The sequence below is a fragment of the Pseudomonas putida genome (assembly GCF_050990305.1).
GTDB lineage: Bacteria > Pseudomonadota > Gammaproteobacteria > Pseudomonadales > Pseudomonadaceae > Aquipseudomonas > Aquipseudomonas putida_AH.
Genome location: NZ_CP158817.1, coordinates 1,451,288 through 1,477,613, shown reverse-complemented (window position 1 = coordinate 1,477,613; position 26,326 = coordinate 1,451,288). Strand labels below are relative to the sequence as shown.

At 61.7% G+C, this 26,326-nt stretch carries 25 protein-coding genes; 5 read left to right on the top strand and 20 right to left on the bottom strand.

The window, feature by feature from the left end; translation table 11 throughout:
• Positions 1-19: 19 nt before the first annotated feature.
• The 4 genes from ABTV22_RS06805 to ABTV22_RS06790 all read right to left on the bottom strand — a co-directional run bounded on the left by ABTV22_RS06805 (position 20) and on the right by ABTV22_RS06790 (position 4,782).
• A complete protein-coding gene (locus ABTV22_RS06805; protein ID WP_433739142.1) occupies positions 20-1,351 on the bottom strand; it encodes an MFS transporter in 1,332 nt (443 codons plus the stop codon).
• Positions 1,352-1,527: 176 nt separating this feature from the next.
• A complete protein-coding gene (locus ABTV22_RS06800) occupies positions 1,528-2,454 on the bottom strand; it encodes a hydroxymethylglutaryl-CoA lyase (RefSeq protein ID WP_433739141.1) in 927 nt (308 codons plus the stop codon).
• Complete coding sequence (locus tag ABTV22_RS06795; protein WP_433739140.1) at positions 2,451-3,644, bottom strand: CaiB/BaiF CoA transferase family protein; 1,194 nt, start codon at positions 3,642-3,644, stop codon at positions 2,451-2,453. The genes ABTV22_RS06800 and ABTV22_RS06795 overlap by 4 nt, the downstream gene beginning before the upstream one ends.
• A gap of 229 nt (positions 3,645-3,873) precedes the next feature.
• The gene (locus tag ABTV22_RS06790) at positions 3,874-4,782 is read right to left on the bottom strand and encodes a LysR family transcriptional regulator (RefSeq protein ID WP_433739139.1); all 909 of its coding nucleotides are present in this window, start codon (positions 4,780-4,782) and stop codon (positions 3,874-3,876) included.
• 133 nt (positions 4,783-4,915) lie between these two features.
• Here ABTV22_RS06790 and ABTV22_RS06785 point away from each other — a divergent pair, with 133 nt between their 5' ends.
• Positions 4,916-5,935 (top strand): DUF4917 family protein, encoded by a 1,020-nt coding sequence (locus tag ABTV22_RS06785; RefSeq protein WP_433739138.1) that lies wholly within the window; start codon positions 4,916-4,918, stop codon positions 5,933-5,935.
• A 115-nt stretch (positions 5,936-6,050) separates the two neighbouring features.
• Here ABTV22_RS06785 and ABTV22_RS06780 read toward each other — a convergent pair whose 3' ends face one another.
• The 3 genes from ABTV22_RS06780 to ABTV22_RS06770 form a co-directional block, all read right to left on the bottom strand.
• The gene (locus ABTV22_RS06780; RefSeq protein WP_433739137.1) at positions 6,051-6,395 is read right to left on the bottom strand and encodes a YegP family protein; all 345 of its coding nucleotides are present in this window, start codon (positions 6,393-6,395) and stop codon (positions 6,051-6,053) included.
• 168 nt (positions 6,396-6,563) lie between these two features.
• Positions 6,564-6,869: a ribbon-helix-helix domain-containing protein gene (locus ABTV22_RS06775; protein ID WP_433739136.1), complete on the bottom strand. Its 306-nt coding sequence runs from the start codon at positions 6,867-6,869 to the stop codon at positions 6,564-6,566.
• Between the two features lie 14 nt (positions 6,870-6,883).
• Positions 6,884-7,465, bottom strand: a complete 582-nt coding sequence (locus tag ABTV22_RS06770; RefSeq protein WP_433739135.1) for a DJ-1/PfpI family protein — start codon at positions 7,463-7,465, stop codon at positions 6,884-6,886.
• Positions 7,466-7,738: 273 nt separating this feature from the next.
• Between ABTV22_RS06770 and ABTV22_RS06765 the strand changes: the two genes are divergently transcribed.
• Positions 7,739-8,629, top strand: a complete 891-nt coding sequence (locus ABTV22_RS06765) for a DMT family transporter (protein ID WP_433739134.1) — start codon at positions 7,739-7,741, stop codon at positions 8,627-8,629.
• A gap of 78 nt (positions 8,630-8,707) precedes the next feature.
• On the opposite strand, the gene ABTV22_RS06760 is transcribed toward ABTV22_RS06765, so the two are convergent.
• The 4 genes from ABTV22_RS06760 to ABTV22_RS06745 form a co-directional block, all read right to left on the bottom strand.
• Positions 8,708-9,922, bottom strand: a complete 1,215-nt coding sequence (locus ABTV22_RS06760) for a class I SAM-dependent methyltransferase (RefSeq protein ID WP_433739133.1) — start codon at positions 9,920-9,922, stop codon at positions 8,708-8,710.
• A gap of 201 nt (positions 9,923-10,123) precedes the next feature.
• Positions 10,124-10,741, bottom strand: a complete 618-nt coding sequence (locus tag ABTV22_RS06755; protein WP_433739132.1) for a TPM domain-containing protein — start codon at positions 10,739-10,741, stop codon at positions 10,124-10,126.
• A gap of 30 nt (positions 10,742-10,771) precedes the next feature.
• A complete protein-coding gene (locus tag ABTV22_RS06750; RefSeq protein WP_433739131.1) occupies positions 10,772-11,533 on the bottom strand; it encodes a TPM domain-containing protein in 762 nt (253 codons plus the stop codon).
• 105 nt (positions 11,534-11,638) lie between these two features.
• Positions 11,639-12,244 (bottom strand): LemA family protein, encoded by a 606-nt coding sequence (locus ABTV22_RS06745; RefSeq protein WP_433739130.1) that lies wholly within the window; start codon positions 12,242-12,244, stop codon positions 11,639-11,641.
• 247 nt (positions 12,245-12,491) lie between these two features.
• On the opposite strand from ABTV22_RS06745, the gene bglX reads away from it, so the two are divergent.
• Positions 12,492-14,783, top strand: coding sequence for a beta-glucosidase BglX (bglX, locus tag ABTV22_RS06740; protein ID WP_433739129.1), 2,292 nt, complete (start codon positions 12,492-12,494; stop codon positions 14,781-14,783).
• 139 nt (positions 14,784-14,922) lie between these two features.
• Here the strand turns inward: bglX and ABTV22_RS06735 are convergent, their stop codons facing one another.
• The 9 genes from ABTV22_RS06735 to ABTV22_RS06695 all read right to left on the bottom strand — a co-directional run bounded on the left by ABTV22_RS06735 (position 14,923) and on the right by ABTV22_RS06695 (position 24,507).
• Complete coding sequence (locus ABTV22_RS06735) at positions 14,923-16,080, bottom strand: phospholipase D-like domain-containing protein (RefSeq protein WP_433739128.1); 1,158 nt, start codon at positions 16,078-16,080, stop codon at positions 14,923-14,925.
• A 1-nt stretch (position 16,081) separates the two neighbouring features.
• The gene (locus ABTV22_RS06730; protein WP_433739127.1) at positions 16,082-16,672 is read right to left on the bottom strand and encodes a YceI family protein; all 591 of its coding nucleotides are present in this window, start codon (positions 16,670-16,672) and stop codon (positions 16,082-16,084) included.
• A 238-nt stretch (positions 16,673-16,910) separates the two neighbouring features.
• Complete coding sequence (locus ABTV22_RS06725) at positions 16,911-17,681, bottom strand: IclR family transcriptional regulator (RefSeq protein ID WP_433739126.1); 771 nt, start codon at positions 17,679-17,681, stop codon at positions 16,911-16,913.
• 81 nt (positions 17,682-17,762) lie between these two features.
• Positions 17,763-19,187: an amidase gene (locus ABTV22_RS06720; RefSeq protein WP_433741323.1), complete on the bottom strand. Its 1,425-nt coding sequence runs from the start codon at positions 19,185-19,187 to the stop codon at positions 17,763-17,765.
• 20 nt (positions 19,188-19,207) lie between these two features.
• Positions 19,208-20,518: a citrate-proton symporter gene (locus ABTV22_RS06715; protein ID WP_433739125.1), complete on the bottom strand. Its 1,311-nt coding sequence runs from the start codon at positions 20,516-20,518 to the stop codon at positions 19,208-19,210.
• An 81-nt stretch (positions 20,519-20,599) separates the two neighbouring features.
• Positions 20,600-21,775, bottom strand: a complete 1,176-nt coding sequence (locus ABTV22_RS06710; protein WP_433739124.1) for a M20 aminoacylase family protein — start codon at positions 21,773-21,775, stop codon at positions 20,600-20,602.
• Positions 21,776-22,058: 283 nt separating this feature from the next.
• Positions 22,059-22,370, bottom strand: a complete 312-nt coding sequence (locus ABTV22_RS06705) for an amidase (protein WP_433739123.1) — start codon at positions 22,368-22,370, stop codon at positions 22,059-22,061.
• The gene (locus tag ABTV22_RS06700) at positions 22,367-23,461 is read right to left on the bottom strand and encodes a serine hydrolase domain-containing protein (RefSeq protein ID WP_433739122.1); all 1,095 of its coding nucleotides are present in this window, start codon (positions 23,459-23,461) and stop codon (positions 22,367-22,369) included. Before ABTV22_RS06700 ends, ABTV22_RS06705 begins: the two co-directional genes overlap by 4 nt.
• A 167-nt stretch (positions 23,462-23,628) precedes the next feature.
• Complete coding sequence (locus ABTV22_RS06695) at positions 23,629-24,507, bottom strand: acyl-CoA dehydrogenase (protein ID WP_433739121.1); 879 nt, start codon at positions 24,505-24,507, stop codon at positions 23,629-23,631.
• Positions 24,508-24,662: 155 nt separating this feature from the next.
• Here ABTV22_RS06695 and olsB point away from each other — a divergent pair, with 155 nt between their 5' ends.
• Together olsB and ABTV22_RS06685 are read left to right on the top strand one after the other, a co-directional pair.
• Positions 24,663-25,418 (top strand): L-ornithine N(alpha)-acyltransferase, encoded by a 756-nt coding sequence (gene olsB / locus ABTV22_RS06690; protein WP_433739120.1) that lies wholly within the window; start codon positions 24,663-24,665, stop codon positions 25,416-25,418.
• Positions 25,418-26,212, top strand: coding sequence for a lysophospholipid acyltransferase family protein (locus ABTV22_RS06685; protein WP_433739119.1), 795 nt, complete (start codon positions 25,418-25,420; stop codon positions 26,210-26,212). Before olsB ends, ABTV22_RS06685 begins: the two co-directional genes overlap by 1 nt.
• The last annotated feature ends 114 nt before the right edge of the window (positions 26,213-26,326 follow it).

The following is a 26,326-nucleotide window of genomic DNA, read 5'->3' as shown; positions in this document are numbered from 1 at the left end:
TGCCGGGGTCTGCGAAACCTTAAATCTTGTCGAGGGTCCGCAGCTTTTGCGGTAATCCCCACATCAACAGCGCCACGGCGATCAGTGCGCAAACGCCGATGACGTACAGCGCCGGGGTGGTGCTGCCGGTCAGGTCCTTGATCCGTCCGACCATGACCGGGCTGACGATGCCGCCGAACTGGCCCAGAGTGTTGATCACCGCGATCCCGCCCGCCGCACCTGCACCGGCACCAGCAAGCAGTTTTGGCGGTAGGGTCCAGAAGCTCGGGATCGAGGCGATGATGCCGGCGCCGAGCAAGCCCAGGGCTACGATCAAAAAGGTCGTGTGATTGGCAAAGATCCCCGCGCAGAAGAAGCCGATGGCGCCCACCGCGACCAGCCCGGCGACAAACTTGCGTCGCTCGCCCGAAGCATCGGACAAGCGCCCGATCACCACCATGCTGATGGCACCGCAGATGTACGGGATGGCGGTCAGCAGACCGATCATCACCGGGCTTTCGGTACCGGCGCTGCGGATCAGTTGTGGTGCCCAGAAGTTCAGGCCGTAGGACGCTACCTGGATCAGGAAGTAGATCAGACCCAGGGTCAGAAACCCCGGAATCTTCAGCGCCGCGAGCAATGAACCGCCGGATTTGTGTGGTTCATGGTGAGCGATGCGACTGGCCAGCAGCGTCTTCTCCGAGGCGGTCAACCAATGGGCATCTTCGATACGGTCCTTGAGCAGGGTCAGTACCAGCAAACCCAGGCCAATGCACGGCACGCCGCCCAGCAGGAACAACCAGTGCCAACCGCGCATGTCCAGAACACCGTCGAGATGTTGCAACACCAGCCCGGAGAACGGTGCGCCCACCAGACCGGCAAAGGCCGACGATAGGAACAGCATCGAAGTGATGCGCCCGCGATAGTGCTGCGGGAACCACAGCGTCAGGTAGTAGAGCACGCCCGGCGCAAAACCCGCCTCCATCGCACCAATCACGAAGCGCAACACGTAGAACTGCCATTCGCTGTTGACGAAGACCATCAACGCCGTGGCCAGGCCCCAGGACATCATGATCCGGGCGATCCAGCGGCGCGCGCCGACCTTGTACAGCATCATGTTGCTGGGCACTTCGAAGATCACGTAACCGACCACGAACAACCCGGCACCGAGGCCGTAGGCGGTGTCGCTCAGGCTCAGGTCCGTCTGCAGCTGGAACTTGGCGAAGCTGATGTTGATGCGGTCGAAGAACGCGAACAGGTAGCAGACCATGATCAGCGGCATCAGCCGCCAGGCGACCTTGCTGACCAGAGCTTTTTCTTCGTCGTGGCTGACGGCCGGGCTCGCCCCGGCCTCCATTGCATTGAGGCTCATTGCGTTTCTCCAGGCGGACTTCCCTTGGGGTGTCCGATTGTTTTTGTTGTCTGGTTAAGAAGTGCTTTCCTGTAGGAGCCGAGCTTGCTCGCGATGACTGCGTCACATCCGACATAAATATCGACTGGTACACCGCTATCGCGAGCAAGCTCAGCTCCTACAAGGGAGATGTGTGGTCAGGACGGCACGGGGTGCAAATCGCAATTGCGCCCGGCCTTGGCCAGTTGGCCGGGGACTTCGTGACCGAGCAGCGCCGGCAGTCCTCGGGACAATTTCAGCAACAGCGGCAAATCGATGCCGGTGTGAATACCGACTTCATCGCACAGGTTGACCAGGTCTTCGCTGCAGATGTTTCCCGAGGCCCCCGGCGCGAACGGGCAACCACCGAGCCCACCAAGCGCCGCGTCGAAACGCCGTGCACCGGCCTCGTAGGCCGACAGCACATTGCACAGGCCCAGGCCCCGGGTGTTGTGAAAATGCAGGGTCAGGTTCGCCGGCGATACCCGCTGCAAGACTCGCCGCACCAGGCGATCCACCTGACGTGGGTTGGCCATGCCAGTGGTGTCGGCCAGGGTGATGCCCTGGATACCGAGTTCCTGATAAGCCTCGACAATCTCCAGCACGCGGTCCTCATCGATCCTGCCTTCGAATGGGCAGCCAAAGGTGGTGGCGATGCTGGCGTTGAGGCGCACCGTCGAGCCCTGCACGAATTGGACGATTTCGCCGAACGCGGCCAGCGAGTCCTCACAGCGCATGCGCATATTGGCCAGGTTGTGAGTCTGGCTGGCGGACATCACCAGGTTCAACTCATCGGCATTACTATCCAGCGCCCGTTGTGCGCCCTTGAGGTTGGGGATCAATGCGACATAGATCACCCCCGGTTGGCGGTTGATACCCTTGAACACCGACTCGCCATCGCGCAATGCTGGAATGGCCTTGGGCGACACGAACGAGCCGGCTTCGATGCGACTGAATCCAGCCAGGGACAGTTGATCGATCAGGGCGATCTTGTCGACGGTCTCGACCCAGGTCGGCTCTATCTGCAAGCCGTCGCGAGGGGAGACTTCCTGCACGATCAGGCTGCCTGCGTAATCAGTGATCATTGCACCACTCCTTCGACTTTCAGGCGATCGATGTCGGCCTCGGTCAGGCCCAGTTGCGCGAGGATGCCGTCGGTGTGCTGGCCCAGTCCGGGGCCCGACCAGTTCACGCCGCCGGGAGTTTCCGAGAGTTTCGGCACGATGCCGGGCATCTTCACCGTGGCACCGCCCGGCAACTGGGCGTTGAGCAACATGTCACGCGCCTGATAGTGCGGATCGGTAACGATGTCGGCCACCGAATAGATGCGCCCGGCCGGGACTTCGGCGGCTTCCAGGGCCGTCAGCACCTCATCGATCGGCAGGCTGCTGGTCCAGTGGGTGATGGCGGCGTCGAGCAGGTTGCTCTTGGCCGCACGTCCGTCGTTATGGGCGAATTCGGGTGCCTCGGCCAGATCCGACCGGCCGATGGTGTTCATCAAACGACGGTAAATCGGGTCGCTGTTGCCGGCAATGACCACGTAAGCGCCGTCCGCCGTGAGGTAGGTGTTGGACGGTGCGATACCCGGCAAGGCACCGCCGCTGCGTTCACGGACATGACCGAGCATGTCGTACTCCGGCACCAGGCTTTCCATGACGTTGAACACACTTTCGGCCAGCGATACATCGACGATTTGCCCACCGCCTTGCCCGGTCTTGACGCGCAGAAGCGACATCAACGCCCCGATCACCGCGTGCAATGACGCCAGCGAGTCGCCAAGGCTGACCCCCACCCGTGCCGGCGGCGAACCTGGGGTGCCCGTGGTGTAGCGGATGCCGCCCATGGCCTCGCCAATGGCGCCGAACCCCGGACGATCACGGTAAGGGCCGGTCTGGCCATAGCCAGAGATGCGCACCAGGGTCAGGTTAGGGTTGAGGGCGTGCAGCACGTCCCAGCCCAGGCCGAGCTTTTCCAGCGCGCCGGGGCGCAGGTTTTCGATCAGTACATCGGCGCTGGTCGCCAGCTGCTTGACCAGTTCAATGCCTTCAGGGGATTTGAGGTTCAGTGCCAGGGACTTCTTGTTGCGCGATTGCAGGTACCACCACAACGAGGTGCCTTCATGCAGCTTTCGCCATTTGCGCAGGGGATCACCCTGGCCCATGGCTTCGATCTTGATCACCTCGGCGCCGAACTCGGCGAGCATGCGCGCGGCGAATGGCGCTGCGATCAGCGTGCCGATCTCGATCACTTTGATTGCACTCAAGGGGGCAGTCATCGCGGGGTACCTCTTGTTCTTGGAATATGGAGCCAAGGCTAGAGGACGACGGGGAACGGAATCCAACCTTCAGTTGGCAACAAGCGTTCGCGAAATGCGAACGCCCGGCGGGGAAACAGTCGCGACCTCAAGGCCGCCTTCGCGGGCAAGCCTCGCTCCTACAGGCTCAACGTGATCCCTGTAGGAGCGAGGCTTGCCCGCGAAGAGGCCGGCCCGAACAACGAAAATCTCAAACCTGCCCACGCAAATGCTCAAACAACATCCGGCTCACCGGCGACAGCAGTGCCTCATCGCGCACCACCAGAATCAACGCCCGATCCGACCAGTCATCGATCAACGGCACCGCATGCAGCCCCAGCGCCCGACCAAACAACTCATAAGCCCGTTGCGGCAAGACGCCAATGCCCATGTTGGCCTGGATCATCCGACACATGGCATCGAAGCCCGGCACATGGATGCGCACCCGCAATACCCTGCCCGCCTCCCGTGCCGCCGCATGGGTGCGCATGTTGATCGAACTGGCCGCGTGCAGGCCGACGTAATCGCTGTCCAGCGTCTCGGCGAAGGCCAGGCTCGGACGGCTGGCCAACGGATGGTCCGGCAGCATCAGCACCATCAATTTGTCCTGACGGTAGACCACGCTGTGCAGTCCCTTGATGTCGCTGTCGACGGAGCAAATCCCGAGGTCGGCCACCCCATCGAGTACCCCCTGAATCACCCCGGCACTGGGGCGTTCTTCCAGGTCTGTCTTGACCTGCGGATGGCGCTCGGAAAAGTCCCGCAAGTCCTCCGGCAGAAACTGGATGATCGCCGACAGGTTCGCCAGCATCCGCACGTACCCACGCACACCGTGACTGTGCTCGCCCAGCTCCAGGCCCATTTTCTCGACGTTGAACAACATCTGCCGGGCATGGTGCAGTAAGGTTTCACCGGCCGGCGTCAGCGTCATGCCCTTGGCCTGGCGCACAAACAGGCTGATCCCCAACGCCTCTTCCAGCTCCATCAAGCGCTTGCTCGCCGCCGACACCGCAATCGCCTCACGCGAGGCGGCACGGGTCAGGGTGCCTTCTTCGTGGACGGCGACGAACAGTTGCAGGGTGATCAGGTCGAGGCGGCGGATCAGGCTTTTTTGCAGCATCAGGGACTCGGCGATGTCAGTTCGGGCGAAGCCGCAGCATAACGCCCTTCGTCCGGGCTGTGCCGTGGTCCGGGCACTCGGTCGTGATAAAGTCGCCGCCCATCAGACCTTTTGCCTTGAGACCTTAACAGCAATGACCGATTTCCTGGATGTCGACGCCCACCTTGAAGACTGGAACACCTTGCGCAGCAGCGCTGCGTTCGCCGGCCTGCTGGTGGGCAACGGCGCCAGCCGCGCGGTGTGGGACGATTTTGGCTACGACTCGCTGTTCGAAAACGCCCGCACCGTTGAAGAAAAGCCCCTGAGCCCTTCCGAACTGGCCGTGTTCGATGCGATGCAGACACGCAGTATCGAGCAAGTACTGAGCGCTTTGAAGACCACCAGCCGGGTCAACAAGGCCCTGGCCGTCAGCTCCGCCGCCCCGCGCAATCGCTACTACGCGATCAAGGAAGCGCTGATCAATACCGTGCACGCGGTGCACATTCCGTGGCGTCTGGTAGAGGCGTCGACCCTGGCGACGATCAATCGGGAACTGGCCAGTTATCGCACGGTGTTCACCACCAACTACGACCTGCTCAACCACTGGGCGATTCAGCATCAGGCGGACACGATCAGCGACCTGTTCGAGGGCGCCGAACCGTCCTTCGATTTGAGCGCCACCGCCACCGACAAGACCCGCCTACTGTATTTGCACGGCGGGCTGCATCTGGTACGCAACCAGGACGGTACGGCGCGCCGGTTGATGTCGACCGAAGGCACGCTGCTGGGCAATTTCGCCATCAACAACACGATCAAGACCCTCGATGACGTGCCGCTGTTCGTCAACGAAGGGCCGAGTGCGGACAAGCTCAAGACCATCCGCAGCTCGGATTACCTGTCGTTCTGCTACGCGCAGTTGCTAAGCCATGGCGACGGTTTGTGCATTTTTGGCCATGCGTTGGGTGAGCAGGACAGCCATATCGTGCAGGCCTTGCGCCAGGCGCGACCGAAGGTTGTGGCGATCTCGATTTATCCGCGCAGCAAGGCGTTCATTCAACATCAGAAGCGGTTTTACGCGAAGGTGTTCGAGGGGACGGGGGTTGAGTTGCGGTTTTTTGATTCCAAGACCCATGCGTTGGGGAGCACAAAGCTCGCGGTGCCGGTCGAGGTTTAAGGTGCCTCCTGTAGGAGCGAGCATGCTCGCGATGAGGCCATGACATTCCACGCAGATGTTGACTGTCAGACCGCCATCGCGAGCATGCTCGCTCCTACAGGGATAGGTGTTGAGTTCAGAGGACTGGCAGGGTCTTGTCCTTGATCACCTTGGTCGGGCCATTGGCCTTCACGGCGGCAATCCCCTTTTCCATCGCAGCCGCCGAGGAATAGGCCTCGCTGCTGCCAATGATCTCGTGGTTGCCGGCCTTGAGATTGAAATACGGATGGCCATCCTTGGTGGTCTTTCTCTCGTAGCGCTCATCCAGCGGGCTGTTGACCTGAACCGACGCAATGCCTTTGTCGGCCGCGGCGTGGGTGGTATACAGCTCACTGGTCAGAATGGTTTCGGCGTTCGCCGCCTTCAGCACGAACCTGAACTGACCGCTGCTGCTTTTGCTCACTTCATACCATCCGGACATGCTCTTTCTCCTTGGCGATTGAGAGGTTGCGCGCTTCAGAGTAAAGACCAGCCCAGGATTTTTGTCGCCTGTACCGGCCCCATCGCGGGCAAGCCTTGCTCCTACAGTTCAGCGTCGTATGGCCTGTAGGAGCGAGGCTTGCCCGCGATGAAGTCACCACAGTCCCGTCTACTTCACCACTGCCCGCACCACCGCCAGCTCCGGCACCGCCACCCGCCGCTGACTCAGATACCGCGTACAACTCACCCGCAAGAACGAGGCGAAGTTCACCACTTCGCCACGGTAGTCCATGACCTCTTCATACAGCTTGGCGATCAACTGGTTGGTGGTCATGCCATCAACCTCGGCGATTTCGCTGAGGATGTCCCAGAACTGATTCTCCAGCCGCAAGGTGGTTACCACCCCACAGATACGCAGCGAGCGGGAGCGCGATTCGTAGAGGATCGGGTCGGCTTTGACGTAGAGCTCGCACATGGACAGGTTCCTTGTTACAGCGTGATTTTCGTACCCAGCAACCCAAGGAAACCGGCGAGCCAGCTCGGGTGGGCAGGCCAGGCCGGTGCCGTGGCCAGATTGCCTTGTACGTGACCGTCCGTCACCGGAATGTCGATAAACGTCCCGCCGGCCAGACGTACTTCCGGCGCGCAGGCCGGGTAAGCGCTGCACTCGCGGCCTTCCAGAACCTCGGCCGCCGCGAGCAACTGCGCACCGTGGCAGACGGCGGCGATCGGCTTGCCGGCCTTGTCGAAGGCGCGCACCAGCTCCAGGACATTTTCATTCAGGCGCAGGTACTCCGGTGCACGACCGCCGGGAATCAGCACGGCGTCATAATCCTCGGCCTTGACCTTGGCGAAATCGAAGTTAAGGGCGAACAGGTGGCCGGGCTTTTCGCTGTAGGTCTGGTCGCCTTCGAAGTCGTGGATGGCCGTACGCACGGTCTGGCCGGCGCTCTTGTCCGGGCAGACGGCGTGCACCGTATGGCCGACCATCAACAGCGCCTGGAATGGCACCATCACTTCATAGTCTTCGACGTAATCGCCAACCAGCATCAGAATTTTTTTCGCGGCCATGGGTAGGACTCCTCCGGGAAATGCGTAGGCATGCAGGAGTATTCAAGGTAGTCCTTATCCGGAAAGTCGGGTAACAGCCGGCTATTACGGTGTCATCGTTCTTCGCGGGCAAGCCTCGCTCCTACAGGTTCAATTTCCCCGTAGGAGCGAGGCTTGCCCGCGATAGCGTCCTTGAACTGTACGCCTAACTCTTTGCCTAGCTGTAACAGCGCGAAACCTGCGGATTATGGCTAGATGAAGGCTCTTCCAATCACAACAATTCCGGTTGCCATCATGTCCTCCCGCGAAAACACCGGCATGGCCCTGGGCCTGCTCGGCGTCGTCATTTTCAGCCTCACCCTGCCCTTCACGCGCATCGTCGTGCAGGAGCTTCATCCACTGCTCAATGGCCTGGGACGAGCCTTGTTCGCGGCCGTGCCGGCGGCAATTTTGTTGCTGTGGCAGCGTGAAAAATGGCCGAGCTGGAAACAGGTCAAAGGCCTGGCACTGGTGGCGGCTGGGGTGATTCTTGGTTTTCCGGTGTTGTCCGCCTGGGCGATGCAAACCTTGCCGGCGTCCCACGGCGCGCTGGTCAATGGCCTGCAACCGCTGTGCGTGGCCCTGTACGCCGCCTGGCTGTCCCATGAACGCCCATCGAAAGCCTTCTGGGCCTGCGCCGCGCTGGGCAGTGCGCTGGTGCTCGGTTATGCGCTGATCAGCGGCGCCGGCAGCATTCAGGCCGGGGACTTGCTGATGCTCGGGGCGATTGCCGTGGGCGGTCTGGGCTATGCCGAAGGCGGCCGGTTGGCCAAGGAGATGGGCGGCTGGCAAGTCATCTGCTGGGCGCTGGTGCTGTCGACGCCGCTGCTGATCGGCCCGGTGCTGTACCTCGCACTGCAACATCAGGGCGAAGTCTCGGCCAAAACCTGGTGGGCGTTTGGCTACGTCTCGCTGTTTTCGCAGTTCATTGGTTTCTTTGCCTGGTACGCCGGGCTGGCCATGGGCGGCATTGCCCGGGTCAGTCAGATTCAGTTGCTGCAGATCTTCTTCACCATCGCCTTTTCAGCGCTGTTCTTTGGTGAGCACGTCGAGCCGATCACCTGGCTGTTCGCGGCCGGGGTCATCGTGACGGTGATGCTCGGACGCAAGACCGCCGTTCAACCCGCGCGCGTTGCCACGACATGAATCTGTAGGAGCCGGCTTGCTGGCGATAGCGATTGTGAAAACGCAAATCGCCAGCAAGCCGGCTCCTACAGAAGAGGGTTAGAGGTAGCCATCGGAACGCAACAGGGTTTCCAGGCAATGCTCGGTGATGCGGTAGAAATCCTTCAGCTCCTGGATCTTCGCCAACAGCTGAGTCGGATCGACCGGCTCGGCGCGTTTGACCGCCAGGATCATCTTGTTCTTGTTGGTGTGGTCCAGTGAAATGAACTCGAACACTTTGGTCTCGTAACCACAAGCCTCAAGAAACAGCGCGCGCAAACTGTCGGTGACCATTTCCGCCTGCTGGCCCAGGTGCAGGCCGTATTGCAGCATCGGCTTGAGCAGCGCCGGGCTCTGGATTTGCAGGCGGATCTGCTTGTGGCAGCACGGCGAGCACATGATGATCGACGCCCCGGAGCGGATGCCGGTGTGAATGGCGTAGTCGGTGGCGATGTCGCAGGCATGCAGCGCGATCATCACGTCCAGTTCGCTCGGAGCCACACTGCGCACGTCACCACACTTGAACACCAGCCCAGGATGCTCAAGCTTGGCCGCTGCGGCATTGCACAGGCTGACCATGTCTTCACGCAGCTCGACACCGGTCACTTCGCCTTCGGCCTTCAGGGTGTTGCGCAGGTAGTCATGGATGGCGAACGTCAGGTAGCCCTTGCCCGATCCGAAGTCCGCCACCCGCACCGGTTTGTCCAGCGCCAGCGGTGATGACGTCAGCGCATGACTAAACACCTCGATGAACTTATTGATCTGCTTCCACTTGCGCGACATCGCCGGGATCAGCTCATGCTGCTTGTTGGTCACGCCAAGGTCGGCGAGAAACGGCCGACTCAAGTCCAGAAAGCGGTTTTTCTCGCGGTTGTGCTCGGCCGATGGCGCTTCACGCAATTGCTGGGGTTTGCTCTTGAACAGTGAAGACTTGCCCTTTTTGCTGTATTCGAGCTGGGCTTCGTCGGTCAACGACAACAAATGCGCATTTTTGAATGCCGCCGGCAACAGCCCGGCGATGGTCGCCACGCCTTCGGTAACGGGCAGGTTCTTGGTGATATCGCGGGTTTTATAGCGATAAACGAAGGACAGGCATGGCTGCGCCTTGACCGTCACCGGCTTGATGATGATCCGCTGCAGGTCCGCTTCTTCGCCGACGTATTTGGCCAGCACCAGTTTGATGAACGCGCTGCCATCGAGGCTGGTTTGCAGCAGATCGATGAATTGGGCGTGATGATCCGGCGCGGGGCTGGCGGAAGTGGCGGTGACAGACATGGAAAAAACGGCCTCAGGGCGGGGCGGATCGGGAGTGGCGGGTATTTTAGGGGGGATGGCGTTTCAGGACACGCAGTTATTTACGAACGGCGCCATCCCCTGTAGGAGCGAGCCTGCTCGCGATTACGATCTCACATTCGACATCTCTGTTGCCTGACACTCCGCCATCGCGAGCAGGCTCGCTCCTACAGGGGATCAGCATCAGCCCAGGACCACCAACCGATTCGGCAATTCATTGCGCACTTGGGTCACCGGCACATGCACCTTGAGCAATTCGCCACAGGCCTCGACGCAACTGACGAAGCCTTGCAACGTCTGCCCTTGCCGCACTTGCTGGGTAAACGCTGCAACTATCGCGTCCCAGCTCTTGTTGTCGAGTCGACTGGAAATCCCCTCGTCCACCAGAATTTCCACATAGCGCTCCGCCTCGGACACGAAAATCAGGATGCCGGTGCTGCCCACGGTGTGATGCAGGTTTTGCTCGAGGAATTGCCGACGCGCCAGGTTCGAGGCGCGCCAGTGGCGCACCGAGCGCGGGATCAGGTGAGTAGTGATTTTCGGCAGCCGGAACACCAGGCACAGCACAATGAAGCTGATCCATTGCACCAGCAGCAGGCTGTGCAGGGTCAACCAGCCTGTCAGGTAATGCACGATACCCGGCACCACCAGCGCCAGCAGGCTGGCCCACAGCAGCGGGATGTACGCATAGTCGTCGGCGCGAGCTGCGAGCACGGTCACAAGCTCGGCGTCGGTGTCACGCTCAACCCGGGCAATTGCCTCGGCGACTTTGCGTTGTTCGTGTTCAGTCAGTAATGCCATGTCTTGAAATGCCCGTTCATTATTGTTGTATCACCAGCCGCCCGACGAACCGCCGCCCCCGAAACTGCCCCCTCCTCCGCCGAAGCCCCCGCCGCCACCGCCGCCAAAACCTCCACCGCCCAGGCCCCCGCCAAAACCGCCTGAGCCGCCCGATCCGCCACGGCCGGCGGGAAGGATACCGAGCATCTGGCAGACAAACACCGTCAGGATGAATAACAACACCAGAAACACGAACAACGTCGGATGCCGCGAGACGAAATCGGCATTCGGATCACCGCTGGACTCAAACACCGTCGACGGCTCGTCCAGGGGATTACCACCCAACACCACCAGCATCGCTGCCACGCCGTCGCTGATGCCTTTGCTGTAATTGCCCGCCTTAAAGGCCGGGGTGATGACCTGGTGAATGATCACCGAACTCTGGGCGTCGGTCAGTCGATCCTCAAGGCCATAGCCGACTTCAATGCGCAATTTGCGCTCATCACGGGCGACGATCAGCAACGCACCGTTGTTTTTGTCTTTCTGGCCGATGCCCCAGTAGCGCCCCAGTTGATAGCCGAAGTCGGCAATGTCGGTGCCCTGCAAGTCCGGCAAAGTGACCACCACCAACTGTTCACCGGTGGCTTTCTCATGGGCCTGAAGCTGTTGCGTAAGCTGATCGCGCACCGAGGGCTCGATCATCTGGGCGTTATCCACGACCCGCCCGGTCAATGCCGGGAACTTCAATTCGGCATGGACCGCCAGGGCGAACACCCACAGTAACAGCACCAGGCCCAGCTTCATCGCGCGCATGAGCAACCTCATTTATGCGCCGTGTAGGAGCCGGCTCGCTGGCGATTTGCGTTTTCACAATCGCTATCGCCAGCAAGCCGGCTCCTACAGGCGTTTTCATCCAGATCAGAATTTGACCTCGGGTGCCTTTTCCGACCCCGGCGTGGCCTCGAAGGTCTCGCGCATCGGCAGGTTGCTGTACATCACGCTGTGCCACAGGCGACCAGGGAACGTGCGGATCTCGGTGTTGTACTTTTGCACCGCAAGGATGAAATCGCGCCGAGCCACGCTGATCCGGTTTTCGGTGCCTTCAAGCTGCGATTGCAGGGCGAGGAAGTTCTGGTTGGCCTTGAGGTCCGGATAGCGTTCGGACACCACCATCAAGCGGCTCAAGGCGCCACTGAGCTGATCCTGGGCCTGCTGGTACTGCTTGAGCTTCTCCGGATTGTCCAGGGTGGACGCATCGACCTGGATCGACGTGGCCTTGGCCCGGGCCTCGATGACAGCGGTCAGGGTGTCTTGTTCATGGGCGGCATAGCCCTTGACGGTCTCCACCAGGTTGGGAATCAGATCGGCGCGGCGTTGATACTGATTCTGTACCTGCCCCCAAGCGGCCTTGGCCTGTTCATCGAGAGTCGGGATGTTGTTGATGCCACAGGCGGTCAGCAACGTGGCCATCACCAGCAACGTGGCGACTTGCAGCCGCGACCGGTAAGACTGTCTTACATTCATCACAGTGATGCTCCCTTCACATTTCATGGAAAAAACAACCGGCGACCCTCTCGGCTGGCTCTTGGGGCATAATCGGCCGCGCCACTGGATTGCATCGGGGCAATGGGCTAAAAGATGCCCTGCGCAAAAAACGCATCGGGTATTTGGCTGCCGTTTTTCGCAGCAGCCCCCGAACAACAATAGTCGCTCCCTAAATTTTGGCTGGCCGGCATTTGCATCGCCGCTTGGGCCCTTGAGAAAACTATTCATGAAGAAGCTGTGTTTGCTGGGCCTGCTCGTCAGCCTGGCCAGTCATAACGTATTGGCCGCCACGACACCCCCGCCGCTGGAAAACAAGGACGCCTTCATCAGCAACCTGATGAAGCAGATGACCCTCGAAGAAAAAATCGGCCAGTTGCGCCTGATCAGCATTGGCCCGGAAATGCCTCGGGAGCTGATTCGCAAGGAAATCGCGGCCGGTAACATCGGCGGTACGTTCAACTCGATCACCCGCCCGGAAAACCGTCCGATGCAGGACGCGGCCATGCGCAGCCGGCTGAAGATCCCGATGTTCTTCGCCTATGACGTGATCCACGGCCACCGCACCATTTTCCCGATCCCCCTGGCTCTGGCATCGAGCTGGGACATGGACGCCATCGGCCTGTCCGGGCGCATCGCCGCCAAGGAAGCCGCAGCTGACAGTCTCGACCTCACCTTCGCGCCGATGGTCGACATCTCCCGTGACCCACGCTGGGGCCGCACGTCCGAAGGCTTCGGCGAAGACACCTATCTGGTGTCGCGCATTGCCGGAGTGATGGTCAAGGCGTTCCAGGGTACCGGCGCCAACGCCGCCGACAGCATCATGGCCAGCGTCAAGCACTTCGCCCTGTACGGTGCGGTCGAGGGCGGTCGCGACTACAACGTGGTCGACATGAGCCCGGTCAAGATGTACCAGGACTACCTGCCACCGTACCGCGCGGCGATTGACGCCGGTGCCGGTGGGGTGATGGTTGCGCTGAACTCGATCAACGGCGTGCCGGCCACCGCCAACACCTGGCTGATGAACGACCTGCTGCGCAAGGAATGGGGCTTCAAGGGCTTGGCCGTCAGCGATCACGGGGCAATTTTCGAGCTGATCAAGCACGGCGTCGCCTCCGACGGTCGCGAAGCAGCGAAGCTGGCGATCAAGGCCGGTATCCACATGAGCATGAACGACACCTTGTACGGCAAAGAGCTGCCAGGGCTGTTGAAGTCCGGCGAAATCCAGCAGAGCGACATCGACAATGCGGTGCGCGCGGTACTGGACGCCAAGTACGACATGGGCCTGTTCAAGGACCCGTACCTGCGCATCGGCAAGGCCGAGGATGATCCGGCCGACACCTATGCCGATAGCCGCCTGCACCGCACCGAAGCCCGTGACGTGGCACGTCGCGGCCAGGTGTTGCTGAAAAACCAGAACGAAACCCTGCCGCTGAAGAAAACCGCGAAGATCGCCCTGGTCGGCCCGCTGGCCAAGGCGCCGATCGACATGATGGGCAGTTGGGCCGCCGCCGGCAAACCGGCGCAATCGGTGACGCTGTTCGATGGCATGAGCAATGTGATCGGTGACAAGTCGAACCTGATCTATGCCCGTGGCGCCAACATCACCAGTGACAAGCAGATCCTCGGTTACCTCAACTTCCTCAACTTCGATGCCCCGGAAGTGGTGGATGACCCACGTCCGGCCAACGTACTGATCGATGAAGCGGTGAAAGCCGCCAAGGACGCTGACGTGGTGGTCGCTGCCGTGGGCGAGTCCCGTGGCATGTCCCACGAATCGTCGAGCCGTACCGACATCAATATCCCGGAAAACCAGCGTGAGCTGATCCGCGCCCTCAAAGCCACCGGCAAACCGCTGGTGCTGGTGTTGATGAACGGCCGCCCGCTGACCCTGCTCGAAGAGAAAGAACAGGCTGACGCGATCCTGGAGACCTGGTTCACCGGCACCGAAGGCGGCAACGCCATCGCCGACGTGCTGTTCGGCGACTACAACCCATCGGGCAAGCTGCCGATCAGCTTCCCGCGTTCGGTGGGGCAGATTCCGACCTACTACAACCACCTGACCATTGGCCGGCCGTTCACGCCGGGCAAACCGGGCAACTACACCTCGCAGTACTTCGATGACACCACCGGTCCCCTGTTCCCGTTCGGCTACGGCCTGAGCTATACCGACTTCAGCCTGAGCGACATGGCGCTATCGGCGACCACGCTGAACAAGACCGGCAAGCTCGACGCCAGTGTCACCGTGAAGAACACCGGCAAGCGTGACGGTGAAACCGTAGTGCAGTTGTACATCCAGGACGTGGCCGGTTCGATGATCCGCCCGATCAAGGAATTGAAGAACTTCCAGAAAGTGATGCTCAAGGCCGGCGAACAGAAAGTCGTGCACTTCACCATCACCGAGGATGACCTGAAGTTCTACAATGCCCAGCTCAAGTACGCGGCGGAACCGGGCAAGTTCAACGTGCAGATCGGCCTGGACTCCCAGGATGTGACGCAGCAGAGCTTTGAATTGCTGTAACCGTTCAAACACCGCAAAACCTGTGGGAGCGAGCCTGCTCGCGAAGGCGGCCTGACATTCAACAAAGATGTTGAATGTGATGGCCTCTTCGCGAGCAGGCTCGCTCCCACAGTGGTTTGTGGTCTTCAGACGATCGAGATCAGCCGCGCTTATCCAGCAGATTCACCACCAACCGATCCACCCATCCCCAGACCCGCTGCTTGACCCGCTTCCACAGCGGACGGCGGCGCCATTCCTCCAGGCTGACCTCCTGACTCAACGCAAAGTCCCGCTCGAAACTCGCCGCCACTGCCCGGGTCAGTCCAGGGTCCAGCGCTTCGAGATTCGCCTCCAGATTGAACCGCAGGTTCCAGTGATCGAAATTGCACGAGCCGATGCTCACCCAGTCATCGATCAGCACCATCTTCAGATGCAGGAAGCACGGCTGATACTCGAAAATCTGCACCCCGGCCTTGAGCAGGCGCGGGTAGTAGCGATGCCCGGCGTAGCGCACTGAAGGGTGATCAGTGCGTGGCCCGGTCAGCAGCAAGCGCACATCGACGCCTCGGGACGCTGCGCGGCGCAGTGAGCGGCGTACTTTCCAGGTCGGCAGAAAGTACGGCGTGGCCAGCCAGATGCGCCGCTGGCCGCTGTTCAACGCACGCGTCAGCGATTGCAGGATGTCCCGGTGCTGGCGGGCGTCGGCATAGGCCACGCGCCCCATGCCCTCGCCGGTAGAGGGCACGCGGGGCAGGCGCGGCAGGCCGAAATGCGAGGCGGGTTTCCAGGCGCGGCGATGGCGGTTGGCGATCCATTGGCGGTCGAACAGCAGTTGCCAGTCAGTCACCAGCGGGCCGGTGATCTCCACCATCACCTCATGCCACTCGCTGACGTCCTCCCCCGGTGTCCAGAACTCATCGGTGACACCGGTGCCGCCGACCACCGCCATGGTCTGATCCACCAGCAACAGCTTGCGGTGATCACGATAAAAGTTGCCGACCCAGCGCCGCCAACTCAGGCGGTTGTAGAAACGCAGCTCGACCCCGGCGGCCATCAGGCGCTGGCGCAAGGTCAGTGTGAAAGCGAGGCTGCCGTAATCGTCGAACAGGCAACGCACGCGCACACCGCGCTCGGCGGCCTGGACCAGCGCTTGCACCATCGCCTCCGCACAGGCCCCCGCCTCCACCAGATACAGCTCCAGCTCGACTTGCTCCTCGGCGCGGGCAATCGCCACCAGCATGCGTGGGAAAAACTGCGGACCGTCGATTAATAGTTCGAAGTGGTTGCCTTCACGCCAGGGAAAGATCGGGCCGGCCATGTCAGCGCGCCGTGAAGATCAGCACGGCGCCCACGGGCACCGACAGGCTGATGGCCGTCAGACCGGCGACCTTTCGCAGTGCTTCAAGCCCCGGTGCCAGGTCGAAATCTTCGGCATTGATCACCACCGGTTCCAGGGTCACTACTTGAAAGCGCCGGTCATCCAGGCGCGTGGCCAGCAATTGGGCGTTGTAGGTGTGTTGTTTGCCATGCAAGTCGACGGTCAGCGGCAGGCGCAATTCCAGTTGCGCACCAGGGGCGAGGTCGTTGATCGGGCGCAGATCGATTTGCGTGGTGATCAAGGCTTCGGGAAATTTCTCGATCTCGAACAGATCCTTGCGCATGCGCTCATCACGCAAGGGAATGCCGCTGTTGATCGACTCGAGCTCGACTTCCACCTGCGCAAGGCCTTTGGGATCGACCTTGCCATGCAGCACCAAAAAGCGCTGCACTTCGGAAATATTGGCGTTTTTGGTGCTGACCAACGACAGCCGCGAGGACTCGCCGTCCAGATACCAATCGGCCCGGGCCGACAGGCTTGCGCCGGCCAACAGGAGGATGGCGAGGGTTTGAGTGACAGACCGCTTGAACATAAAGACTCTGGGGGCAGATAAACCTGTGCTGAACCTTAACTGGCTTGTCACAAGTTGCAAACTTTCCGTTCCTCCCAACCGGCCTTTGTGGCGAGGGAATTTATCCCCGTTGCGCTGCGAAGCAGTGCTAAAACCTGTAAATGCAGTCTGTCTGTTAAAACTCGTTGCGTGGTTTTGGGAGTGCTTCGCACTCCAGCGGGGATAAATCCCCTCGCCACAAAAGCGCTCATACCACAGATCAGGCCATCACCCGCTGCACATCGCTAATGGTGGCCGCCAGGCTATTGAGATGCAGGCTCAGCACCCGCTCCACCGGCGCCTCGTCCATCGGCCAGTGCAGCGCCATGCTGTCGACCAGACGGCCGTCGGCACGAATCGGCAATGCCACCGCGCGGATCAGGAAGGGCAGGCGCACCGGGTATTCCCAGTGGCCTTCGGTACGCTGGCCGAAGCCCTGATGCAGTGATTGCCCGGTGACGCGATACAGCGATTCATCGCTGATCCGCTCACGGGCCGCCAGGCGCGCGACTTCATGGCTTTGCAGCTCGCCCAGGCAGGCACGGCCCATGGCGGAATGAAACAGGCTGGCATTGTGACCGACGATCTGGCAGTTGTTCGGATAGCGTTTGCGCAACGCCGAAGGGATCGAGCTCTCCATGACCTCGACCCGTTCGCCATCAAAGCACGACAGGTCCGCCACCAGCCCGGTGCGCTCGCTCAGCTCCACCAGCAAGGGCGCTGCGCTTTCCACCAGGCGCCGCTTGAAGCGTTGTTGACTGTCACCAAACAGGCGCTTGGCGCACAGTCGGTATTGCCGGTCGCTCAAGCCGCGATAAACCCAGCCCTGCTCCTGTAAGGTCAGCAACATGCGCGACACCGTGGCTTTGGGCAGGGCAGTCAGATAGTGCAACTGCTCAAGACCCAGCGCCTGATGCTCGCCGAGCAATTCGACGATCGCCAGGGCGCGCTCCACGGATCGTACGCTGCCGGTTTCTGCCTTGCTGTCCATGTGTTCGATCTCCCAATCAGCTCTTGACCAACATAGGCTCCTTTCACAAGTTACAGCAAGTTACAGGCCCATCCCGAACGCTCAAGTCAGTTGCAGACAAGCGGGCGGCCGACGCTTGACCCATTGCGTCAACTGCTCATGGGCATAAGCCAATTGCAACACCGCACGGTCGGCCTGGGCCGGGCCAATGATTTGCAGGCCCATCGGCAGGCCGGCCGGGTTGAATCCCACGGGCACGTTCATCGCCGGCAGACCGGCCAGGGTCGGGCCGATCACCACTTCCATCCAGCGGTGATAGGTGTCCATGTCCCGCCCACCGACGGCACGCGGCCACGGGGTCTGTGCATCAAAAGGGAACACTTGGGCGGTGGGCAGCAGCAGGAAGTCGTAACGCTCGAACAACTCGTTCAAGGCCCGGTACCACTCGCTGCGACTGACCGAAGCCTGATAAACGTCCGCCGCACTCAGGTGCAAGCCGCCCTCGATTTCCCACTGGGCTTCGGGCTTGAGCTGCTGGCGTTTCCGGGGATCGGCATACAACCCGCCCAGGCTCCCTTGCACCAGCCAATGCCGATGTACCAGCCAGGTTTGCCACAAGCGCTCCATCGAAAAATCCGGCTGACAGGCTTCGACCTTGCAACCCAGCGCGGCGAAATCCTGCAGCGACGACTCGCACAGGCTCATCACGCCGGGCTCCATCGGCAGGTAGCCGTTGTAATCGCCGAGCCAGCCGAGCCGGACATCGCTGAAATCCTGCGCCAGCGACTGCTGGAAAATCTCCGGACTGCCGGTCAGCGACAGCGGCACGCGCGGATCGTAGCCGGCCTGGGTGCCAAGCAAACGGGCGACGTCGGTGACGGTGCGGCCCATCGGCCCTTCGGTGGCCAGTTGCTGGACGAACACTTCCGGCGCCGGTCCGTGAGGCACGCGGCCCAGGGACGGACGAAAACCGAAGACATTGTTGAAGGCCGCCGGATTGCGCAGCGAACCCATCATGTCGCTGCCGTCGGCCACCGGCAGCATGCGCAAGGCCAGCGCCACCGCTGCCCCGCCGCTGCTGCCACCGGCAACCCGCGAGTGATCGTAGGCATTGGTGGTGGTGCCGAACACGCTGTTGTAGGTCTGCGAGCCGAGGCCAAACTCCGGGACGTTAGTCTTGCCGATGATGATCGCCCCGCTCTGGCGGACACGCGACACACTGATCGCATCCTGTGCCGGCACTTGTTCGGCGAACAGCGGCGAGCCCATGCTCGTGCGCAAGCCGGCGGTGGCCGCCAGATCCTTGATCGCCTGCGGCATGCCGTGCATCCAGCCGCGGGACTGGCCCTGATCCAGCTGTCGGTCGCAGGCATCGGCCTCGGCCAGCAGTTCCTCTTCCGAACGCAGGGACACCAGCGCATTGACCTGCGGATTGAAGCGCTCGATCTGCGCCAGATACGCCTGCATCACTTCACGGCATGACACGTCCCTGGCGTGAATGGCCCGGGACAACGCAGCGGCGTCCATTTCAACGATCGGATGGATGCTCAAGATTTCACCTCAAGGTTCAGTGCGACAGAGTTTGTTGCTCGCGGCTTCTCCTGCATGCAGTAGGTACCCAACAGCGTCAGCAGGCAAGTGAACAACACGTAGAAGGAAGGGGCCACCGGTGTCGCCAGTACCTTGCTCAGCCAGGTGACGATCAACGGGGCAAAACCGCCGAAGATCATGACCGCAACGTTATAGGCCACCGAGACGCCGGTGGAGCGCACTTCGACCGGGAACTGCTCGGCCAGCGCCGTCGGTGCCGGGCCGAAGAAGCCGCCGATCGCGCTGCACAACAGCAATTGCATCACCAGCAGGCGCTCCACCGATGGAGCTGCCGCGACCCACACGTACAACGGATAGACCATCAGGAAAAACGCCAGGGTGAACGCCATCAGTACCGGGCGGCGGCCAAGTCGATCAGACAGCGCGCCGGACAACGGGATCACCACGGTCATCACCGCCACCGCGAGCATCTGCACCAGCAATACCTGATCCAGCGGCAGGCCGAGGTTCTTGTGGGCAAAGGTCGGCATGTTCACCAGCACCACGTAGAACGACACGGTCGCGCCACAGGCCAGGCCCATGGACACCAGGATCGCCCGCCGATGTTCGCGGATCACTTGCAGCAAACCGGGGCCTGCACCTTTTGCCTGTTTGCGCGCTTGCAGGAACTCCTCCGGCTCTTCCATGTGTTTGCGAATCCACAGACCCACCGGGCCGATCAGCAGACCGATCATGAACGGAACCCGCCAGCCCCAACTGTCCAGCGCCTCGGGCGACAGCAGATGGGTGAACAACGCCACCATTGCCGCACCGGAAAACACCGCCAGGCATTGCCCGACCAATTGCCACGAGCCGTACAGCCCTTTGCGGTGCGCCGGTGCGCTTTCCACCAGGAACGCTGTGGCGCTGGCGTACTCGCCGCCAGTGGCGAAGCCTTGCAGCATCCGCGCGACCACGATCAACAGCGGCGCGCCCATGCCGATGGCCGCGTAATTGGGCGCGAAGGCGATCAAAGCGATGGACACCGTCATCAGGCGAATAATCAGCTGCATCGCGGCCTTGCGCCCTTTTCGGTCCGAATACATGCCCAACAGGATGCCGCCCACCGGGCGCATGAAGAAGCCGACGCCGAAGGTCGCCAGGGCCATCAACAGCGAGGCGTAGTCGTCGTCGGAGGGGAAAAATTGCCGGGCGATAATGCTGGCCAGAAAGCCGTAAACGATGAAGTCATACCACTCCAGCGCATTGCCGATAACGGCGGCGACCACCTGCCGGGTACGCGAAACGCCAGTGCTTGAACTGTGCATGGGGAACTCTCCAGAAACCTGTTGGGTTTTAACGGGCGCGAAGAGGCGCGCCCGGTCCAGCGGCAGTAGAAAGTGGAAAGGTCAGGCCGGCTTGAGCCAGCTCTCGGCCAACGCGCCCCAATACGCAGCGCCGGTCAGCAGGATGTCGTCGTTAAAGTCGTAGGCGGGGTTGTGCACCATCGGCCGCGACACGCCGTTGCCGATGAACAGGTAGGCGCCGGGGCAGCGTTGCAACATCCAGGCGAAGTCTTCGCTGCCCATGAGTTTGGCGGTGTTGCCATCCACGGCGTCTTCGCCAACCAACTCGACCCCGACCTGGCGGGCGAACTCGGTTTCGGCGGCGTGGTTGACCAACACCGGATAGGCCGGGCGGTGTTCGATGCGAGAGGTGCAGCCGAAACTGGTGGCCTGGGTTTCGATGATTGCGCGCACGCGTTCGAGGGTCTGTTCGCGCACTTGGGCATTCAGCGCCCGCAAGCTCAAGCGCAGGATCGCCTGCTGCGGGATGACGTTGGCCGCTTCGCCAGCCTGCAACGCACCGACGGTCACCACCGCCGCCTGCTGCGCATCGATGTTGCGCGCGACCACGGTTTGCAAGGCCATGACTATACTGGCCGCCGCCACCAACGGGTCCACCGCCAGATGCGGCATCGAGCCGTGGCCGCCGACGCCTTCGATCGTGACGTTCAGCAGGTCCTGCGAAGCCATCATCGGCCCTACGCGAAAGCCCAGGTGCCCCGCCGGCAGGCCCGGCATGTTGTGCATGCCGAACAGCGCATCGCAGGGGAAACGTTCGAGCAACCCATCGGCGAGCATCGCCTCGGCACCGCCCTGGCCTTCTTCGGCGGGTTGGAAAATCAGGGTCAGGGTGCCGTCGAACTGGCGGGTCGCCGCCAAATAGCGCGCAGCGCCCAGCAGCATGGTGGTGTGGCCGTCATGCCCGCAGGCGTGCATGCAGCCTTGATGCTGGCTACTGTAGGCCACGCCGGTGTTTTCGATGATCGGCAGTGCATCCATGTCCGCCCGAATCCCCAGCTTGCGCGAACTGCTGCCGTTGCGCAGCACGCCGACCACACCGGTCTTGCCGATGCCGGTGTGCACTTCGTAACCCCATTCTTCAAGCGACTGGGCGACCAGCGCCGAGGTGCGGTTTTCCTCGAAGCCGAGTTCAGGATGAGCATGGATGTCTTGGCGGGTGGCGTGCAGGTCGCTGGCGACGTCGTTGAGCCAGGCAAGAATGTGCTGATGTCGGGTCATGACGATTGTCCTCGGGCCGGGTGTATTCCCGTTCTTTTTGTTCGTGGTGATTTCGCGACACATCAAGGCAGGTCGCGCTCACCGCCAGATAACCGCGAGTCGCGGGCGAGGACAATCGAATCTGGTTCCACGGTGTGGAACCATAGAGCCAGAGGCACCGAAATACCTGTAGGAGCGAGCATGCTCGCGATGGTCGCCAACGATAACGCTGGCGGCCTGACACCCAACGGAGTTGTCGGATTCATCGCGAGCATGCTCGCTCCTACAGGTGTTGTGTGTGGATTCAGGGGTTCAGGCGACAGCCCTGGCGTTCGCCAACCCACACAGCGCTGTTGCTGCGCCCCATGCCGCTGACGGTGATGCGCTTGCTGGCGGTGTCATCGGTAAAGCTGCTGGTGGGCAGCCACTGTTTCACGTAGCTGTGGCAATACCCGGCGTCGTTGTTCATCACATAGCGGCACGAACAATATTCCTTGGCGGTGTAGGCGCTGATGATGTCCGGGAATGCCCACAACGCGACGCGTTCGTGCCAGATCCAGCCGAGCAAGGCGACCAGCAGCAACAGCAAAACTCGACCCAACCATCGACGCATCATGGCTGCACCGTCCCGGCAAACGCCTGGCGCACGAGTTTGAGCAATTCGTTGTGCCCGTAGCTGCCATCGCGATCATCGGCATAACGGACGATCACCAGCTTTTCGCTGGGGATCACGTACATCGCCTGCCCCCAATGGCCCAACGCGGCAAAGGTGTCGGCAGGAGCATCGGGCCAGGGTTGGGCCGCTCCATCCGCAGCGCGATTGAGCCACCAATGGCCGCCTGGCACCGCTTCATCCTGATGGGCCCGGTAATACGCGAACGGCTCGCGGTTGAAGGCGATCCAATCCCTGGGCAGCAACTGCCGCTCGCCCCAGCGACCGTCGCGGGCCATCAACAAGCCGATGCGGGCCAGATCGCGAGCGGTGAGGTAAGCGTAAGACGAGGCGACGAAGGTGCCCGTGGCGTCGGTTTCCCAAGTCGCATGACGAATGCCCAGCGGCTCGAACAACGCAGTCCACGGATAGTCCCCGTAGCGCTGCGGCCCGACGATGTTTTTCAGCGCAGCGGATAATAGATTGCTGTCACCGCTGGAATAACGAAACGCCTGTCCCGGCGCCGCGTAGCTGTCATGGCCGGCGGTGAACGCGGCCATGTCCGTGTGACCGCGGGTATAGAGCATGGCCACCACAGAGGATTTCAGTGGGGCGTATTCATAGTCTTCTTGCCAGTCCAGACCCGAGGCCCAATGCAGCAGATCGGCCACGGTCAGATTCGGGTGTTTTTGCAGCGGTGAATAGTATTTGGCGACCGGGTCCTCAAGCTTGAAACGGCCTTCGCCGTAAGCCACACCGAGCACCGTGGCCAGCAGGCTCTTGCTGATCGACCAGGTCAGGTGTGGGGTGTCGGCGGTGGTCGGACCGGCGTAGCGTTCGTAGATCAACTGGCCGTCGCGGATGACCAGCAAGGCGTCGGTGCGGATGCCCTTGTGAGTGCTGTCATCGCGGGGTGGGAAGGCGTAGGCCTCCAGTGCCTGGAGCGCCGGACCGGTGGTGGCCGGGCCGGTCGACCATTGTTCGGCGGGCCAGTTTTCAGCGTGTGCCGTGAGGCTGAGCAGCAGGATGAAAAGCAGGGACAAGCCTTTGGACATGGCGGGGGCTCTTGGGGATAAACCTGATGAGCCTAGTCGAGGTTGATGACAGTTCCGGGATTTGTGTTGTCTGTGTGGCCGCCTTCGCGGGCGAGCCTCGCTCCTACGGACTCAGCGTCGGTCGGCACTAAACCTGTAGGAGCGAGGCTTGCCCGCGAAGAGGCCCTTCAGATTGCCGCCAGTGCCTTGGCCAACCGTTTGCCCCGCGCGCCCGCCGCCAGGTCCATCACCGCCTGATCGCGCTGCCACATCGCTGCCCACTGTGGCGGACCATCGGCCAGTGCTTGGTTGATCTCAGCCTTGAGCGCCTCGAACTGCGCAAACAACCCACCCAGCAACACATGTCCCGCCGGATTACTCGGCGCCTGCCGGCTGACTTCCGCGCAACCGGCCAGCAGTGCCAACAAGCGCAATTGCAAGGATTGCGGCCAGTCGCAGTCCTGACCGACGCCATACAGCCACGCCGTCATCGCGCTGAGTACACAGGTGTCTTCCAGGGTGCGGAACGGTTTGACGTACGCGTCCCAACCATCCCCCGCCAGCAATTCGCACAGTGCGTTATCCAATAACAATCGGCCGTGGCTGATGTCCGGCATCAACGGGATCGCCGGGAGTTTTTCCACGCGCACGCCCGGTTCACCGGGATAGACCACCGTCAGGCTCAGGCGCGGATCGTCGCCGGGTTGCTCACTGCGGGCAGCCACCAGCAACCAGTCGGCAGCGTCGCCCGCCGTGACGAAATCCTTGCGCCCGCTCAGGCGCAACCCAGTCAGGCGGGTCTGCATGTCGGCCGGTCGCAGGCTGCGCTTTTCGGTCGCGCACAAGGCGCCAAGGCTCGGCGGCGCACTCGGCCACAACATGCGCAACGCCGCCTGGTAGCCCACCAGAAATGCCAGGCCGGGTGTCGCCATCAGACGTCCGCCGGCCACGGCCAACTCGAATGGAGTGACGTTGCCCAACAACTGCAACAGCGTCACGAACCCCTCGCCCAGGTCCGGGTTGGCGGGCAAGCGATCGCGGCGATTCAACAGGGTTTGCCAGGGCATAAGAGGCTCCTTGTGGGCTGTCATACAAGCATCACCAAAGCTTAACGGCGATGACACCGGGGCTACATAGCCTGACTTTGCACAACACGGCTAGACAAAGAAAGTCGATTCGCTGTAGCCCAAAGACGGGTGAGCAGCCCGCACGGAGATTCGCCATGACTCAGATCGCCCGCATCAGCGACACCGGCAACGAACGCCGCCTGCAAGCCGAACGCCTGGTGGGCGCCGAGGCTTTGCAAGAAGCACAGGCCTTGCGTTTCAACGTATTCAGCGGCGAATTCAACGCCAAGCTGAAGGGCGCGGAGTTGGGTCTGGACATGGATGACTATGACATTCACTGCTTCCACATCGGCGTGCGCGACTTGAACACCGGGCGCCTGGTGGCAACCACCCGCCTGCTTGACCACACCGCCGCCAGCAGCCTGGGCAAATTCTACAGCGAAGAAGAATTCAGCCTGCACGGTTTGGTTCACCTGCAAGGCCCGATCCTGGAAATCGGCCGCACCTGCGTCGACCCGGCCTACCGCAACGGCGGCACTATCGCGGTGCTCTGGGGCGAATTGGCGGAAGTGCTGAACCAGGGTGGCTACAGCTACTTGATGGGCTGCGCGAGCATTCCGATGCAGGACGGCGGCATCCAGGCTCACGCGATCATGCAGCGCCTGCGCGAACGCTACCTGTGCACCGAACACCTGCGGGCCGAACCGAAAAAGCCCCTGCCGACCCTGGATATCCCGTCGAACGTCATCGCCGAAATGCCGCCGCTGCTCAAGGCGTATATGCGTCTCGGAGCGAAAATTTGTGGTGAGCCGTGCTGGGACGAAGACTTCCAGGTCGCCGACGTGTTCATCCTGCTCAAGCGCGACGAACTCTGCCCGCGCTACGCCAAGCACTTCAAGGCGGCCGTGTAATGAGTCGGTTGCGCGTGTACGCGCGAATCACACGGGTGTTGCTGGTGGTCGCGCTGGGCCTGTGCATGGCCAGCGTGTTCGGTGTGTTTGAACGCTTGGGTCTTGCTCATTCGATGGTGCGTCGCCAGCGCTGGTCGCGGTTTTTCATGGCACGCCTGAGCAACGCCCTGCCCTTCGACGTGACCGTTCACGGTGAACTGCCGAAGACGCCGATGCTCTGGGTCAGCAACCACGTGTCCTGGACCGACATCCCGCTGCTGGGGATGCTCACGCCGCTGTCATTCCTGTCCAAGGCCGAAGTTCGCACCTGGCCCGTGGCGGGCTGGTTGGCGGCCAAGGCTGGCAGCCTATTTATCCGTCGTGGTTCGGGCGACAGCCAGTTGATCCGCAAACAGATGACCCGCCACCTGCAACAGGAACATCCGCTGCTGATGTTTCCCGAAGGTACCACTACCGACGGTCGCTCGCTGCGTACCTTTCACGGCCGCCTGCTGTCAGCGGCGATTGATTCCGAGGTCAAGCTGCAACCGGTGGCCATCCGTTATGTCCGTGATGGCGAGCCTTGCGCGCTGGCGCCGTTCATTGGTGATGACGATTTGCTGTCGCACTTGATGCGGTTGTTTGCCAATGATCGCGGCGATGTGGAAATTCACCTGCTCAAGCCGATTGCCTGCGAAGGCCGTGAGCGCGCGGCACTGGCGTTCGAAGCGCAGCAGGCGGTGCAGAAGGCGTTGTTTGGTGATGTGGTCAAACCTGCAGAACCACGTCGCGCCGGCGAACTGATCGCCGCCTGACCCCCGTAGGAGCCGGCTTGCTGGCGATCACATCCGTCCAGCCAACGTTGTAGGAGCCGGCTTGCTGGCGATGGCATCCGTCCAGTCAATATTGCAGCGCCTAACCCTTCGCCA

What these genes read in the sequence shown, in the direction of transcription:
- ABTV22_RS06790 (WP_433739139.1), bottom strand. Translation starts at nt 4,782, where the DNA reads ATGCTGCAAAAAAGCCTGATCCGCCGCCTCGACCTGATCACCCTGCAA.
- ABTV22_RS06720 (WP_433741323.1), bottom strand. Translation starts at nt 19,187, where the DNA reads ATGGACGCCGCTGCGTTGTCCCGGGCCATTCACGCCAGGGACGTGTCA.
- ABTV22_RS06770 (WP_433739135.1), bottom strand. Translation starts at nt 7,465, where the DNA reads ATGGCCGCGAAAAAAATTCTGATGCTGGTTGGCGATTACGTCGAAGAC.
- olsB (WP_433739120.1), top strand. Translation starts at nt 24,663, where the DNA reads ATGACTCAGATCGCCCGCATCAGCGACACCGGCAACGAACGCCGCCTG.
- ABTV22_RS06685 (WP_433739119.1), top strand. Translation starts at nt 25,418, where the DNA reads ATGAGTCGGTTGCGCGTGTACGCGCGAATCACACGGGTGTTGCTGGTG.
- ABTV22_RS06755 (WP_433739132.1), bottom strand. Translation starts at nt 10,741, where the DNA reads ATGGCATTACTGACTGAACACGAACAACGCAAAGTCGCCGAGGCAATT.
- ABTV22_RS06765 (WP_433739134.1), top strand. Translation starts at nt 7,739, where the DNA reads ATGTCCTCCCGCGAAAACACCGGCATGGCCCTGGGCCTGCTCGGCGTC.
- ABTV22_RS06715 (WP_433739125.1), bottom strand. Translation starts at nt 20,518, where the DNA reads ATGCACAGTTCAAGCACTGGCGTTTCGCGTACCCGGCAGGTGGTCGCC.
- ABTV22_RS06710 (WP_433739124.1), bottom strand. Translation starts at nt 21,775, where the DNA reads ATGACCCGACATCAGCACATTCTTGCCTGGCTCAACGACGTCGCCAGC.
- ABTV22_RS06785 (WP_433739138.1), top strand. Translation starts at nt 4,916, where the DNA reads ATGACCGATTTCCTGGATGTCGACGCCCACCTTGAAGACTGGAACACC.
- ABTV22_RS06700 (WP_433739122.1), bottom strand. Translation starts at nt 23,461, where the DNA reads ATGTCCAAAGGCTTGTCCCTGCTTTTCATCCTGCTGCTCAGCCTCACG.
- ABTV22_RS06745 (WP_433739130.1), bottom strand. Translation starts at nt 12,244, where the DNA reads ATGAATGTAAGACAGTCTTACCGGTCGCGGCTGCAAGTCGCCACGTTG.
- ABTV22_RS06795 (WP_433739140.1), bottom strand. Translation starts at nt 3,644, where the DNA reads ATGACTGCCCCCTTGAGTGCAATCAAAGTGATCGAGATCGGCACGCTG.
- ABTV22_RS06725 (WP_433739126.1), bottom strand. Translation starts at nt 17,681, where the DNA reads ATGGACAGCAAGGCAGAAACCGGCAGCGTACGATCCGTGGAGCGCGCC.
- ABTV22_RS06705 (WP_433739123.1), bottom strand. Translation starts at nt 22,370, where the DNA reads ATGATGCGTCGATGGTTGGGTCGAGTTTTGCTGTTGCTGCTGGTCGCC.
- ABTV22_RS06780 (WP_433739137.1), bottom strand. Translation starts at nt 6,395, where the DNA reads ATGTCCGGATGGTATGAAGTGAGCAAAAGCAGCAGCGGTCAGTTCAGG.
- ABTV22_RS06730 (WP_433739127.1), bottom strand. Translation starts at nt 16,672, where the DNA reads ATGTTCAAGCGGTCTGTCACTCAAACCCTCGCCATCCTCCTGTTGGCC.
- ABTV22_RS06695 (WP_433739121.1), bottom strand. Translation starts at nt 24,507, where the DNA reads ATGCCCTGGCAAACCCTGTTGAATCGCCGCGATCGCTTGCCCGCCAAC.
- ABTV22_RS06735 (WP_433739128.1), bottom strand. Translation starts at nt 16,080, where the DNA reads ATGGCCGGCCCGATCTTTCCCTGGCGTGAAGGCAACCACTTCGAACTA.
- ABTV22_RS06750 (WP_433739131.1), bottom strand. Translation starts at nt 11,533, where the DNA reads ATGCGCGCGATGAAGCTGGGCCTGGTGCTGTTACTGTGGGTGTTCGCC.
- bglX (WP_433739129.1), top strand. Translation starts at nt 12,492, where the DNA reads ATGAAGAAGCTGTGTTTGCTGGGCCTGCTCGTCAGCCTGGCCAGTCAT.
- ABTV22_RS06760 (WP_433739133.1), bottom strand. Translation starts at nt 9,922, where the DNA reads ATGTCTGTCACCGCCACTTCCGCCAGCCCCGCGCCGGATCATCACGCC.
- ABTV22_RS06775 (WP_433739136.1), bottom strand. Translation starts at nt 6,869, where the DNA reads ATGTGCGAGCTCTACGTCAAAGCCGACCCGATCCTCTACGAATCGCGC.
- ABTV22_RS06805 (WP_433739142.1), bottom strand. Translation starts at nt 1,351, where the DNA reads ATGAGCCTCAATGCAATGGAGGCCGGGGCGAGCCCGGCCGTCAGCCAC.
- ABTV22_RS06800 (WP_433739141.1), bottom strand. Translation starts at nt 2,454, where the DNA reads ATGATCACTGATTACGCAGGCAGCCTGATCGTGCAGGAAGTCTCCCCT.